This is a genomic window from Streptomyces sp. NPDC088733, assembly GCF_044751185.1.
Classification (GTDB): Bacteria; Actinomycetota; Actinomycetes; order Streptomycetales; family Streptomycetaceae; genus Actinacidiphila.
The window spans coordinates 246,612-259,239 of the sequence record NZ_JBIVLH010000011.1 but is presented as its reverse complement, the minus strand read 5'-3'; the positions used below and the strand labels follow the sequence as shown (position 1 = coordinate 259,239).

Below are 12,628 nucleotides of genomic sequence, written 5' to 3'. Positions count from 1 at the left end.
CGGAGCCGAATGGGTGGCCCGGTAACCTTGTGGGGATGGCGTTCGCCAGCAGCACAAGGCTCCGCGTACAAGGAAGGTCCCCCGACTGTGTCGAATCCGGTGATCGTCGCGATCGACGGCCCCTCGGGCACTGGCAAGTCCAGCACTTCGAAGGCGGTCGCGGCCCGGCTCGGGCTGAGCTACCTCGACACCGGTGCCCAGTACCGGGCGATGACCTGGTGGATGCTGAGCAACGGCGTGGACGTCGGCGACTCCGCCGCGGTGGCCACGGCCGCCGAGAAGCCGGTGATCATCTCCGGTACGGATCCGTCCGGGCCGACGATCACGGTGGACGGCGCGGACGCCTCGGGCCCGATCCGCACCCAGGAGGTCACCGGCGCGGTGAGCGCCGTGAGCGCGGTGCCGGAGGTGCGCACGCGGCTGGTGGAGCTCCAGCGCTCGGCGGCCTCGGGCGCAGCGGCCGGCATCGTCGTCGAGGGCCGGGACATCGGCACCACGGTGCTGCCGGACGCCACCCTCAAGGTCTTCCTCACCGCGTCGCCTGAGGCCCGCGCCGCCCGCCGCGGCGGCGAGCTGACGGCCGCCGGCAACGGCGCGGTGGACCTCGCGGCCACCCAGGCCGCCCTCGTCCGCCGGGACGCGGCCGACTCCGGCCGCAAGACCTCCCCGCTGGCGAAGGCGGAGGACGCCGTCGAGGTCGACACCAGCGACCTCACCCTCGACCAGGTGATCGACCGCATCGTCGCCCTGATCGGGGAGAAGCGGGACGCTTCGTGACCGGCGCGTCCAGGGTTCCGGGACCGAAGGGGGTGGCCGTAGGCCGCCGCCTCGGCATCGGGATCATCAACGGCCTGTGGCACCCCCGGGTGCTCGGCGCCTGGCAGGTGCCCGCCTCGGGCCCGGTGATCCTCGCGGTGAACCACGCGCACTACGTGGACGGCCCGGTGCTCATGGGGACCTCCCCGCGCCCGGTGCACTTCCTGATCAAGAAGGAGGCGTTCATCGGTCCGCTGGACCCGTTCCTGCGCGGAATCGGCCAGCTCCCGGTGGACCGGCACAGCACCGACCGCACCGCCGTGACAACCGCTCTGGGCGTGCTGGAGCGCGGCGGGGTGCTCGGCATCTTCCCGGAGGGCACCCGGGGCGAGGGCGACTTCGCGGAGCTGCGCGCGGGCCTGGCCTACTTCGCGGTGCGCTCCGGCGCGCCCATAGTGCCGGTCGCGGTGCTCGGCACGACCCGGCCGGGTCGGCTGATCCGCGGCCTGCCGCCGTTCCGCGGCAAGGTGGACATCGTCTTCGGCGAGCCCTTCGAGGCCGGGGACGGCAGCGGACGCCGCACCCGGACCGCGCTCGACGCGGCCACGGAGCGCATCCAGAAGCACCTGACCGCCCATCTGGACCACGCCCGGCGCAGCACGGGCCGCGTGTCGTAGCGCCGGCCTGATCCACACTGGGGCAGACGGCCCCTGCCGGGCCCCGCACATTTGACGATCGACGGAGAAGCTTTCATGGACATCGAGAACGAGTACGGCGAAGTCGGCGCGCTCGGCGACGCCGAGTACGCCGAGTTCATGGAACTCGCCGCCGAGGAGGGCTTCGACCTCGAGGACGTCGCCGGTGACCTGGCGGCGGCGGGCCACGGCCCGCTGCCGGTGCTCGCCGTCGTCGGCCGGCCGAATGTCGGCAAGTCGACCCTGGTGAACCGGATCATCGGCCGCCGCGAGGCGGTCGTCGAGGACCGGCCCGGCGTCACCCGCGACCGCGTCACCTACGAGGCCACCTGGAACGGGCGCCGTTTCAAGGTCGTCGACACCGGCGGCTGGGAGCAGGACGTGCTCGGCATCGACGCGTCCGTCGCGGCGCAGGCCGAGTTCGCGATCGAGGCCGCCGACGCGGTGGTCTTCGTCGTGGACTCCACGGTCGGCGCCACGGACACCGACGAGGCCGTCGTCAAGCTGCTGCGCCGGGCCGGCAAGCCGGTCGTGCTGTGCGCCAACAAGGTCGACGGCCCCTCCGGCGAGGCGGACGCGGCGCTGCTGTGGAACCTGGGCCTCGGCGAGCCGTTCGCGGTCTCCTCGCTGCACGGCCGCGGCACCGGCGACCTGCTGGACGCCATCCTGGAGGCGCTGCCCGAGGCCCCCATGCAGACCTTCGGCAACACGATCGGCGGCCCTCGCAGGGTCGCGCTGATCGGGCGCCCGAATGTCGGCAAGTCGTCCCTGCTCAACAAGGTGGCGGGCGAGGAGCGTGTCGTCGTCAACGAGATGGCCGGCACCACCCGCGACCCGGTCGACGAGATGATCGAGCTCGGCGGGAAGACCTGGAAGTTCGTGGACACCGCCGGTATCCGCCGCCGGGTCCACCTCCAGGAGGGCGCGGACTACTACGCCTCGCTGCGCACGGCCGCGGCCCTGGAGAAGGCCGAGGTCGCCGTCGTCCTCGTCGACGCGAGCGAGACGCTGGCCGAGCAGGACACCCGGATCATCTCGCTGGCCGTCGAGGCGGGCCGCGCCATCGTCATCGCCTACAACAAGTGGGACATGATGGACGAGGAGCGCCGCTACTACCTGGAGCGCGAGATCGAGAAGGATCTCGTCCAGGTGCAGTGGGCACCGCGGGTGAACGTCTCCGCCCTGACCGGACGGCACATGGAGAAGCTCGTCCCCGCCATCGAGACCGCCCTCGCCGGCTGGGAGACCCGGGTCCCCACCGGCCGCCTCAACGCCTTCCTGGGCGAGCTGGTCGCCGCCCACCCCCACCCGATCCGGGGCGGCAAGCAGCCGCGCATCCTCTTCGGCACCCAGGCCGGCACCAAGCCGCCGCGGTTCGTGCTCTTCGCCTCCGGCTTCCTGGAGGCGGGCTACCGCCGCTTCGTCGAGCGGCGGCTGCGCGAGGAGTACGGCTTCGAGGGGACGCCGATCCAGGTGTCGGTGCGGGTCCGCGAGAAGCGCGGCCGCAAGAAGTGACGCCCCGCCTCGGGGGCCTGTCTCACAGGCCCCCGAGGCGGTTGTTCGGCAGGCCGGGGGGCAGCGCCGCGGGCTCCGTCAGATGGGTGCGGTGCCGCCCCGCCCGGTAGGCGGCGGACGACGGCAGATGCCGCGGGCCGAAGCCGTTGAACTGCAGTTCCTCCTCACCCGTGCGGTCGCCGGGGAGGGTGCGGAACAACCTTCGGTACTCGGAGTAGAGCGCGTCGTAGATCGGCGTGCCCTCGCTCGTGGACGCCTCCTGCGCAGTGCGCATGGGGGGGATCGGGCTGCGGTACGGGGCTCGTGAGGAAGCGTCAAAGGTGTGCACGTCGTGCCAACGACCGGCAAATGTCGCGGGATGCGGTTCGTACGGATGAATTACGCATATGCACCCGCACAGGCCAAAGGCGCGTACGGACTTCCGTACGCGCCTTGACGGGGACCGGTCGGATCAGGTGCCGGAGAGGGGCATCGTCGCCGCGACGAGCACTCCGCGCCCGCACGCCCGTTCCAGTGCCTCGCGCAGCAGGTCCTCGCGGGGCTGCTGGCCGATGGTGCCGTGCGGGGCGGCGTAGACGTACACCTCGTTGGACTTGTTGACGGCCGCGCGCCAGCCCTCGCTCACCGCGAGCGGCTGATGCGCCTGCCACCACGCGCCGGCCGTGCCGGGCTGGAGGATGGCGTGCAGCTGGCCCATGGCGAGCAGCACGGACCATCCGGGCAGCGGGGCGGGAGGCGTGGTGAGGTCGCCGACCGGCACAAAGCCCTGCTCCATCAGAATCGGCAGGAAATCATCGCCGAAGCCGCCGGGGCCGCCGGGGCTGTTCTCGCCCGGCCGGGCGATCGGGCCGGTGGGCTCGATGACCAGGGCCGGGCAGACCTGGTCCTTGATCAGGATCAGGCCGCAGGTGATGCCGAGCACCGCCTGGCGCGGCGCGGCGCCGGCCGGACCGGGCGCCTGGCTGCCGGAGATGCTCTCCACGGCGCCTTGCAGTTGCTCCTCCGAGACCGGCACGACCTGTGAGGGGATGCACGTGGCGTGCGCGAAGGCGAGCACCGCGGTCTCCTCGCCGACGAAGAGCACGGTGCTGGTGCGCTCCGTCGAGGTGTCTCCCGGCGTGCGGCAGGAGGTGCAGTCATACGTGCCCGGCGCGCTGTCGCCGGCCAGCAGGCGAGCCGCCTCCTCATCGCCGATCTCGGCTCGTACCTCGTCGCTGACGTCGAGCATGGGCGGCACGAAAGCCTCCTTGGAATGTACGGCTACAGGCTCCTTTGCCGGGCCCTGCCCGGCACACAGTGACAACGGCCGATCTGTGGCGGGAGTCACGGGTTGGTTCGCTCGCACTGCTCTTGCTGCGTGCACAGGGTGAACGGCCGTGCGGAGCCGGTCACTCCTTGTCCAACGATGGCCCCTCCCGGGCCCGGTGTGCATGTGAAAGACGTCACAGGGCGCATATTCCCTGTGTTGACATGCGCTGATAAAGCCCGATCAATCGGGTGTCCTGAATGCGGCCTTACTCCAGGTAACCATCAACTGGCCTGCAGGAAAGGGGATTTGTTTGGCGACAGGGGGTTGCGCTGCCTAGATTTGCCCGCCGTGTGCAGAGAGCACCACCCGGGAGAGCTCGTACGGAGGGTGACGGCGGATCAGTGAACCGCCGTTCAGCGAGCGAGGGGGACGGGGCACCGCGTCCAATGCGCGGGGCCGTCGTCCGCCGGGGGCCGCACGGCATGTGCGGCGCCATGGGGGAACCCCGGGTCCGTGGAGAGGGATTCCATGGCCGTAAACGCCAAGTACCGACAGACCGCACTGCTCGCCGGCGCAGCCGCGCTGACCCCGCTGGCCCTGCTGGCCGCCGCGGGGCCTGCCAAGGCGGCCGACAGCGGGGTCTGGGACCGCATCGCACGGTGCGAGAGCGGCGGGAACTGGCACATCAACACCGGCAACGGGTACTACGGAGGACTTCAGTTCTCGGCCGGTACCTGGCGCGCCTACGGCGGCACCGCCTATGCGGCGACCGCGGCAGGAGCGAGCCGGGAGCAGCAGATAGCCGTCGCCACCAAGGTGCAGCGGTCGCAGGGCTGGGGAGCCTGGCCGACCTGCTCCGCACGTGCGGGGGCGTACGGCAGCGCGCCGGGCGGCGGTTCGGCCCCGGCGGCCCGCAAGGCGCCGAAGGCATCCAAGCCGGCCAAGCCGTCCAACGCGGCCAAGGCCCCCGCGGCGTCGGGGCACTCCGCCCCGCGGCACAGCGACCGCGGGCACCAGCGGGTCGAGGGGCACGGCAACTACCGTGTCCGGCCCGGTGACACGCTCAGCCGCATCGCGGCCGACCACGGCACCAACTGGAAGAAGCTGTACGCGGTCAACGCGTCCGTGATCGGCGCCGATCCGAACCTGATCCACCCCGGTCAGCGGCTCTCCGTCTGAGGCCGCGGAACCCGTCCGCACCGCGCCCGCCCGGTCGTGCTCCGACCGGGTGGGCGTCGTGCCCCCCGGGCGCGGCGGACGGCGGCCTCCACCGCGCGGTGCCTAGCGTGCCCCCATGTCCCCCACGTCCCCTCGCCGTCGCGCCGCCGTATTCGTCCTGCTCGCCCTGTGGCCCGCCCTGGTGGCCGGGCGGGCGGTCGCGGACCCGGTCGCGCACGCCCCGGTCTGGCAGGACGTGGCGCAGTGCGAGTCGGGCGGCCGCTGGGACGCCAACAGCGGCAACGGCTTCTACGGCGGCCTGCAGATCTACCAGCCCACCTGGGTCTCGTTCGGCGGACTGGACTTCGCCGACCGGGCCGACCTGGCCACCGCCGACGGGCAGATCACCGTGGCGGAGGCGATCCTGCGCAGCCAGGGCTGGCAGGCCTGGCCGACCTGCTCGCGCAAGCTGGGCCTGTACGGGCGGGCGCACGCCGTCCAGCCCGGCGACACCCTGCAGAGTGTCGCCGAGCGCTTCTCCGTCGCCGGCGGCGCCGCCGAGCTGATCCGGCTCAACGAGGCGACCGTCGCCCCCGAGCCACTGGCCCCGCTCGCCCCGGGGACGCTGATCCGCCTGCCGTAGCCGGGTGCCGGCCGACAAGTGCCTTTCCGGTACGCAAACATGGGGCGAACGATAGATCGCGCTGCGACGGCTGTCGGATTCGTCACGGCTCCGGGGGAAGGATGCGACGACCGGCAACCCGGCCCTCCCGTTCGCGGTCTTCCTGCCTGAGCGGACGGACGGTCCGCGGCAGCCGCGACGACGACGGGGACGCATGCGCATCTCATTCCTGATCCACAACGGGTACGGCATCGGCGGCACGATCCGCACGACCTTCAACCTGTCGGCCGCGCTCGCCGCCGGCGGGCACGACGTGGAGATCGTCTCGGTCTTCCGGCACCGGGAGGAGCCGGCGCTGCGGCTGGACCCCGGCGTGCGGCTGCGCCACCTGGTCGACCTGCGCAGGACGAGCGGGACGTACGACGGCGACCACCCGCTCGCCCAGTGGCCCGCCGTGGTCTTCCCGGCCGCGGACGCCCGCCACGGGCTCTACAGCGCGCTCACCGACGAGCGCATCGCCGCCCACCTCGCGGCGCTCGAGGCGGACGTCGTCATCGGCACCCGGCCCGGACTGAACGTCCATGTCGCACGGCAGGCACCGCGCCGCGCGGTGCGGGTCGCCCAGGAGCACCTGACCCTGGAGACCCACTCGGTACGGCTCCGGCTCGTGCTGCGCCGCCTCTACCCGCGCCTGGACGCCGTGATCACCACCACCGAGTCCGACGCGGACGCCTACCGGCGCAGACTCCGGCTCCCCGGGGTCGTGGTGCGGTCCGTCCCCAACAGCGTGCCCGACCCCGGGATCACCCCCGGCGCCCTGCAGGCGAAATTCGTCGTCGCGGCCGGCCGGCTCGCCGCGGTGAAGCGGTACGAGGACCTCATCCGGGCCTTCGACAAGGTCAGGGCGGAGCGCCCGGACTGGGGCCTGCGCCTGTACGGCACCGGTGACCGCCGCGCGTCGCTCGCCCGGCTCGTCGAGAAGCTGGAACTGGGCGGCACCGTCCGGTTGATGGGACCGGTGTCACCCATGGAGCCCGAGATGGCCAAGGCCTCGATCCTCGCCGTCTCCTCCACGCTGGAGTCCTTCGGCATGACGATCGTCGAGGCCATGCGGGTCGGCCTCCCCGTGGTCAGCACCGACTGCCCGCTCGGCCCCGGGGAGATCGTCGAGCACGGAGTGGACGGACTGCTGGTGCCGCCCCGCGACATCGACGCCATGGCCTCCGCGCTGCTGCGGCTGATCAACGACGAGGAGATGCGCAAGCGCATGGGCCGCGCCGCCCTGCTCAAGGGCGCCCGGTACGACCCGGGTCGGGTCGCCGAGGTGTACATCGGCCTCTTCCAGGAGCTGCTGGACCGCAGGACCGGCGCCGCGGGCCGGGTGCGCGGCGCCGGCCGGCACGCCGGAGCGCTGGCGCTCGGCGCGGCCTACGCGGCCAAGGACGCCGCCAAGCGCGCCGTCCGGCGGGTCAGGCCGCCGGCGAAGCGGGCGACGTAGCCGCCGGTCACCGCGCGTCCGACGGCGCCGTCCGCCGTGCCACGGCCGGGTGGTGGAGATCGAAGGCGGGGGACTCGGAGCGGATCCGCGGGAGCGCCGTGAAGTTGTGCCGAGGCGGCGGGCAGGAGGTCGCCCACTCCAGGGACCGCCCGAAGCCCCACGGGTCGTCCTCCTCGACCTTCGCGCCGTGCCGCGCGGTCCGCCAGACGTTGCAGAGGAACGGCAGCGTCGAGATGCCCAGCAGGAACGCGCCGATCGTCGAGACCGTGTTGAGCACGGTGAAGCCGTCCGCCGCCAGGTAGTCGGCGTACCGCCTCGGCATCCCCGCCACCCCCAGCCAGTGCTGGACCAGGAAGGTGGTGTGGAAGCCCACGAACAGCGTCCAGAAGTGGATCCGCCCCAGCCGCTCGTCGAGCATCTTCCCGGTGAACTTGGGCCACCAGAAGGAGAAGCCGGCGAACATCGCGAACACCACGGTCCCGAAGACCACGTAGTGGAAGTGGGCGACGACGAAGTACGAGTCGCTGACCTGGAAGTCCAGCGGAGGCGAGGCCAGGATCACCCCCGTCAGCCCGCCGAACAGGAAGCTCACGAGGAAGCCCACCGCCCACAGCATCGGCGTCTCGAAGGAGAGCGAGCCGCCGAGCATGGTGCCGATCCAGTTGAAGAACTTCACCCCGGTCGGCACCGCGATCAGGAAGGAGGTGAAGGAGAAGAACGGCAGCAGCACCGCGCCCGTGACGAACATGTGGTGCGCCCACACCACCATCGACAGCCCGGTGATGGCCATCGTGGCGCCGATCAGGGTGGTGTAGCCGAAGACCGGCTTGCGGGAGAAGACCGGCAGGATCTCGGTGATGATGCCGAAGAACGGCAGCGCGATGATGTAGACCTCCGGGTGGCCGAAGAACCAGAACAGGTGCTGCCACAGCAGCGCCCCGCCGTTCGCCGCGTCGAAGACCACCGACCCGAAGTGCCGGTCCGCCTCCAGGACGAGCAGCGAGGCCGCCAGCACGGGGAACGCCATCAGCACCAGGACCGAGGTGAAGAGCACGTTCCAGGTGAAGACCGGCATCCGGAACATCGTCATGCCCGGCGCCCGCATCCCGACGATGGTCGCCACGAAGTTGACGGCGCCCAGGATCGTCCCGAAGCCCGCCAGCGCCAGCCCCATGATCCACATGTCGGCGCCGATCCCGGGGGATCGGGTCAGGCTGTTCAGCGGCGCGTAGGCGAACCATCCGAACGACGCGCCGCCGTCCGGCGTGAGCAGGCCGGCCAGCACGATCAGACCGCCGAACAGGAACAGCCAGTACGACAGCATGTTCAGCCGGGGGAAGGCGACATCGGGGGAGCCGATCTGCAGCGGCATGATCTCGTTCGCGAAGCCCGCGAAGGTCGGGGTCGCGAAGAGCAGCAGCATGATCGTGCCGTGCATCGTGAACAACTGGTTGAACTGCTCGTTCGTCATCAGTTGCAGCCCCGGGCGGGCCAGTTCGGCACGCATCAGCAGCGCCATGGCGCCCGCCGCGAGGAAGAAGCAGAACGAGGTGATCAGGTAGAGGTGCCCGATCTTCTTGTGGTCGGTGGTGGTCAGCCAGTCCACCGCCACACGTCCCGGCCGCCGCGGTGTCCGCACCCGCTCGTCGGTGGCCGGCGCCGCGTACGTCCCCATCCGCGCGCTCCCTCGTGATCGGAGTTCCTGCCGGTGTGTGCACCGTAGCCCGGGGCGGGCGCGCGGACGGCGCGCCTCGCCCACCGCGCGCGGCACGGCCGCGGGGGCGCGCGGAGGCGTGCGGAGACGGGCGGGTGCGCGCGTCGGACCGATTCCGGACTGCTCCGCGCCCCATTGAGCACGGCGTCGAACGAAAGTACGATAAAGATGTCATGCTGTAGCGCAGCGAGGGGGGCACCCCGTGACGCACCCGGACTTCCACCGCGCGCTCGCCTGCGCGCTCGCGGCCGCCCGGCGCGGCTTCCCGGTCATCCCGCTGTCCCGCACCAAACTGCCGGCCGTGCGCTCGCCGCACCGCGGTGAGACCGGCGGCGGGATGTGCCGCGGCCAGTGCGGGCGGTTCGGCCACGGGGTGCACGACGCCTCCACCGACCCCGTGCGGATCGCCGAACTGTTCGCGGCTGCGCCCTGGGCCTCGGGGTACGGGATCGCCTGCGGCCGCCCGCCGCACTATCTGATCGGTCTCGACCTGGACCGCAAGGGCGGCGCCGACGGTCTCGCCGATCTGGTCGACCTTGCGGCGCGTCAGGGCTTCGCGGTGCCGTGGACGCGTACGGTGCTCACCCCGAGCGGGGGACGGCATCTGTGGCTCACCGGCCCGGCCGAGGTCGTCGTCCCGAACTCCGTCAGCCGGCTGGGCCGCGGGATCGATGTACGCGGCAGCGGCGGCTATCTGGTGGGCCCGGGCTCGGTCACCACCGCGGGCCGCTACCGCTGGGACCCGCCGACGGCGTCGATGCCGCCCGCCGCCGTGCCGCGGCGGCTGCTGCGGCTGCTCATGACGCCGTCACCGAAACCGTGGGCGGCGCGCGCGGGGGCCGCCAGGGCCGCCGAGGCCGGCAAGACACAGCGCGCGGGCGGCGGCACGGCGGGCCCGCTGATCCGCTTCGTTCTCGACTCGTTGGAGGGGGAGCGCAACGAGCGGCTGTTCTGGGCCGCCTGCCGGGCCTTCGAGAACGGCCACGGCGAGGACGTGGCCGCCGAGATGGTCGGCGCCGCCGTGCGTACCGGTCTGCCGGAGCGCGAGGCGGCCGCCACAGTGGGCTCGGCGCGCAGACATGTGCTGCGGGGGTCTGGCGGCCGGGGCGTCGCGGGAGCACGCTGACGGCATGACCTCAACCGTATCGAGTGCCGGACGGGTCGCCATCACCGAGGACGCCGCGGGGCTGCTGCGGCGCCTGGCGGAGGAGCACGGCCCGTTGATGTTCCATCAGTCCGGCGGCTGCTGCGACGGCAGTTCGCCGATGTGCTATCCGCAGGGGGAGTTGCTCACCGGGGACTCCGACGTGCACCTGGGCGATCTCGGCGTCCCGGGCATCGACCCGGTGCCGGTGTGGATGTCGCGGGATCAGTTCGCGTACTGGAGCCACACGCATCTGACGATCGATGTGGTTCCGGGACGCGGCAGCGGCTTCTCGCTGGAGGCGCCCACCGGCAACCGGTTTCTCATTCGGTCGCGGTTGCTGACCGACGAAGAGCTGGCGGCTCTGGGGATGTGATGTGAGGGAAGTGTGAGGGCTGTTTCCGGTAATTCCGGGACTCCTGGAGCCGGTTTTATCGGCCCCGGACGGCGTGAATTCGAGGGGTGACGGGAAAGCGGGATGCCGACAGTGTGAACGGTGCACGCCAAACGAGTCTCGGCATTCTGTGACAGAAGTGTGACGACGGCGCGTCGGCGTGTCTTCCGTCACGGCTCGTATGCGCCTACCGTGGCTCATATGGCTGACGACCCGGGCGGCACGCCCCACGCACCGCAACCCCAGGACCCGCCGGACGCCTATGTCGGCCTCGCGGCGGACGAGGCCGAGCGCCGGGCCACGGAGCGTGGCTGGACCACGGTCCGCTCCCTCCCGCCGGGCGCGATCATCACCATGGAGTACCGCGCCGGGCGGCTGAACCTCACCGTCGACGGCGGCCGGGTGACCCGATCCTGGGCCGGCTGACGCGCTCCGCGCCCCCGTACGGCGACGGCCTCGGCACCCCGAAGAGGGGGTGCCGAGGCCGTCGCCGTGAGGCCGGGGAGTGCCGGGTGCGCAGCGGCCCCCGGGTGGTCAGCCGGTGGTGCCGCGGCCGCGGCCCGCGCCGCTCTGCCCGAGCGGGCCCTGCCGGGTGGTGGAGCGTTCGGCGGGCGGCCTGCGGCTGCCCGCCGGGGTGACCGGGCTGCGCTCGTGGCGGGTGGCGTGCGGACGGACCGCGTGGTGCGCCACCCCCGGCGCCGCGTTCGGCGTGCGGCCGCTGACCACCAGGCTGTCCCGGTCCGCCTCGGAGTCCTCCGCGACCTGCGGGGCCGCCATGGCGGGGCTGACCGGCCGGATGGTGGCGGGCAGCACGGAGGTGCCCCGGCGGCGGGCCCAGGCGCTGGTGATCCACTGCTCGGAGGAGGCCATCAGGGGCTCGAACCAGGGCAGCGCCAGCAGGATCAGCAGGCCGGCGGCCCAGCCGAGCAGCACGTCGCTGACCCAGTGGGTGCCCAGGTAGATGGTGGTCATGCCGACGCCCAGGGCGAGCAGCGCCGCGATGACCGAGGTCACCCGGCGAACCCATGGGGTGGTGGCCAGATAGGCGAGAACGCCCCAGGTCACGACGGCATTGGCGGTGTGGCCCGAAGGAAATATATCGCCGCCGGCGAAGAGCTCGGCGGATCCCGCTGTGGTCGCGTAGTGGGGGCCGAGCCTGCCCAGCCCGTACTTCACCGATCCCACGGTCACGTTCAGCAGCAGGAGCGAGGTGCCCAGCACGAGCAGCGGGTGCAGGGTGCGCTGCCGCCAGGCGCGCCAGCCCAGCCAGACCGCCACGATCACGGCGGTGGGGCCGCGCTGGCCCAGGACGACGAAGTAGTCGAGGAAGGCGTGGACCTGCGGCCACTGCTTGTACGGCCGGAACATCATGACCTGCCAGTCCAAGGTCACGAGCTTGGACGTGGTCAGCACGGCTACGACGATGGCCACATACGCCACCAGCGTCGAACCGAACAGCAGTCCGCGTGTTCGGCTCATGCGCGGGAGCGCCTGGGCTGTCTCGGGCTCCGCCGGGCGGCGAAGCTTGTCATCGGTACGCACTCAATCGACGTTACAGCGTGTGATGGGTGAGTTCGGCCTGAAGGGGCCCTTCGTAATGACGATGTGATGTGGACTGCGTCTCAGTGCACCCATTGGAGGTACACCCGCGGGGTGCATTGAGCCAAATGCGCGAACTCCTGGATTTCACGTTTGGAAGATGCTCCGATCGATCACAGGAAATCCCGTGTTCGATTTTTCTCGACCGGTTTATCGGTGATGGCCGGAAGCTCTCCCCATGAGTTGCCGCGGCGTTTGCCTGCCGTTCATGATCACGGTTGGTCACCGGGCGGCTCCGGTCCGGCGGCCGGACATGTCCGGCAGGTCCGCCGTGCGCGCATCGG

Annotated in this window: 13 protein-coding genes; 9 read left to right on the top strand and 4 right to left on the bottom strand. The window is 71.8% G+C overall.

Features of this window, described 5'->3' with window-relative positions; genetic code table 11:
• The first annotated feature begins 87 nt into the window (after window positions 1-87).
• From cmk to der, 3 genes are all read left to right on the top strand, one after another.
• A complete protein-coding gene (cmk, locus tag ACIP64_RS22310; protein ID WP_401589404.1) occupies window positions 88-777 on the top strand; it encodes a (d)CMP kinase in 690 nt (229 codons plus the stop codon).
• The gene (locus ACIP64_RS22305; RefSeq protein WP_401589401.1) at window positions 774-1,433 is read left to right on the top strand and encodes a lysophospholipid acyltransferase family protein; all 660 of its coding nucleotides are present in this window, start codon (window positions 774-776) and stop codon (window positions 1,431-1,433) included. The genes cmk and ACIP64_RS22305 overlap by 4 nt, the downstream gene beginning before the upstream one ends.
• A gap of 75 nt (window positions 1,434-1,508) precedes the next feature.
• Window positions 1,509-2,966 (top strand): ribosome biogenesis GTPase Der, encoded by a 1,458-nt coding sequence (gene der / locus ACIP64_RS22300; protein ID WP_401589398.1) that lies wholly within the window; start codon window positions 1,509-1,511, stop codon window positions 2,964-2,966.
• 22 nt (window positions 2,967-2,988) lie between these two features.
• Here the strand turns inward: der and ACIP64_RS22295 are convergent, their stop codons facing one another.
• Complete coding sequence (locus ACIP64_RS22295; protein WP_360906197.1) at window positions 2,989-3,240, bottom strand: hypothetical protein; 252 nt, start codon at window positions 3,238-3,240, stop codon at window positions 2,989-2,991.
• 177 nt (window positions 3,241-3,417) lie between these two features.
• Window positions 3,418-4,203, bottom strand: a complete 786-nt coding sequence (locus ACIP64_RS22290; protein WP_401589396.1) for a hypothetical protein — start codon at window positions 4,201-4,203, stop codon at window positions 3,418-3,420.
• A 540-nt stretch (window positions 4,204-4,743) separates the two neighbouring features.
• Between ACIP64_RS22290 and ACIP64_RS22285 the strand changes: the two genes are divergently transcribed.
• The 3 genes from ACIP64_RS22285 (at window position 4,744) to ACIP64_RS22275 (ending at window position 7,493) form a co-directional block, all read left to right on the top strand.
• Window positions 4,744-5,394 carry a transglycosylase family protein gene (locus ACIP64_RS22285; protein ID WP_401589394.1) on the top strand — a complete coding sequence of 217 codons (651 nt, stop codon included), beginning with the start codon at window positions 4,744-4,746 and terminating at the stop codon, window positions 5,392-5,394.
• Between the two features lie 115 nt (window positions 5,395-5,509).
• Window positions 5,510-6,016, top strand: coding sequence for a transglycosylase family protein (locus ACIP64_RS22280; RefSeq protein ID WP_401589391.1), 507 nt, complete (start codon window positions 5,510-5,512; stop codon window positions 6,014-6,016).
• 193 nt (window positions 6,017-6,209) lie between these two features.
• Window positions 6,210-7,493 carry a glycosyltransferase family 4 protein gene (locus tag ACIP64_RS22275; RefSeq protein ID WP_401589389.1) on the top strand — a complete coding sequence of 428 codons (1,284 nt, stop codon included), beginning with the start codon at window positions 6,210-6,212 and terminating at the stop codon, window positions 7,491-7,493.
• A gap of 7 nt (window positions 7,494-7,500) precedes the next feature.
• Here the strand turns inward: ACIP64_RS22275 and ctaD are convergent, their stop codons facing one another.
• Window positions 7,501-9,168, bottom strand: a complete 1,668-nt coding sequence (gene ctaD / locus ACIP64_RS22270; protein ID WP_401589387.1) for a cytochrome c oxidase subunit I — start codon at window positions 9,166-9,168, stop codon at window positions 7,501-7,503.
• 241 nt (window positions 9,169-9,409) lie between these two features.
• Here ctaD and ACIP64_RS22265 point away from each other — a divergent pair, with 241 nt between their 5' ends.
• The 3 genes from ACIP64_RS22265 to ACIP64_RS22255 all read left to right on the top strand — a co-directional run bounded on the left by ACIP64_RS22265 (window position 9,410) and on the right by ACIP64_RS22255 (window position 11,171).
• Window positions 9,410-10,333 carry a bifunctional DNA primase/polymerase gene (locus ACIP64_RS22265; protein WP_401589384.1) on the top strand — a complete coding sequence of 308 codons (924 nt, stop codon included), beginning with the start codon at window positions 9,410-9,412 and terminating at the stop codon, window positions 10,331-10,333.
• Window positions 10,334-10,337: 4 nt separating this feature from the next.
• A complete protein-coding gene (locus ACIP64_RS22260; RefSeq protein ID WP_401589382.1) occupies window positions 10,338-10,727 on the top strand; it encodes a DUF779 domain-containing protein in 390 nt (129 codons plus the stop codon).
• Between the two features lie 219 nt (window positions 10,728-10,946).
• Complete coding sequence (locus ACIP64_RS22255; protein WP_401589379.1) at window positions 10,947-11,171, top strand: I78 family peptidase inhibitor; 225 nt, start codon at window positions 10,947-10,949, stop codon at window positions 11,169-11,171.
• Between the two features lie 108 nt (window positions 11,172-11,279).
• On the opposite strand, the gene ACIP64_RS22250 is transcribed toward ACIP64_RS22255, so the two are convergent.
• Window positions 11,280-12,287 (bottom strand): phosphatase PAP2 family protein, encoded by a 1,008-nt coding sequence (locus ACIP64_RS22250; protein ID WP_401589377.1) that lies wholly within the window; start codon window positions 12,285-12,287, stop codon window positions 11,280-11,282.
• Window positions 12,288-12,628 lie beyond the last annotated feature (341 nt).

Excerpts from the sequence above, each read along its gene's own strand:
- der (WP_401589398.1), top strand. The coding sequence starts at position 1,509 with ATGGACATCGAGAACGAGTACGGCGAAGTCGGCGCGCTCGGCGACGCC.
- ACIP64_RS22295 (WP_360906197.1), bottom strand. The coding sequence starts at position 3,240 with ATGCGCACTGCGCAGGAGGCGTCCACGAGCGAGGGCACGCCGATCTAC.
- ACIP64_RS22285 (WP_401589394.1), top strand. The coding sequence starts at position 4,744 with ATGGCCGTAAACGCCAAGTACCGACAGACCGCACTGCTCGCCGGCGCA.
- ACIP64_RS22280 (WP_401589391.1), top strand. The coding sequence starts at position 5,510 with ATGTCCCCCACGTCCCCTCGCCGTCGCGCCGCCGTATTCGTCCTGCTC.
- ACIP64_RS22275 (WP_401589389.1), top strand. The coding sequence starts at position 6,210 with ATGCGCATCTCATTCCTGATCCACAACGGGTACGGCATCGGCGGCACG.
- ctaD (WP_401589387.1), bottom strand. The coding sequence starts at position 9,168 with ATGGGGACGTACGCGGCGCCGGCCACCGACGAGCGGGTGCGGACACCG.
- ACIP64_RS22260 (WP_401589382.1), top strand. The coding sequence starts at position 10,338 with ATGACCTCAACCGTATCGAGTGCCGGACGGGTCGCCATCACCGAGGAC.
- ACIP64_RS22255 (WP_401589379.1), top strand. The coding sequence starts at position 10,947 with ATGGCTGACGACCCGGGCGGCACGCCCCACGCACCGCAACCCCAGGAC.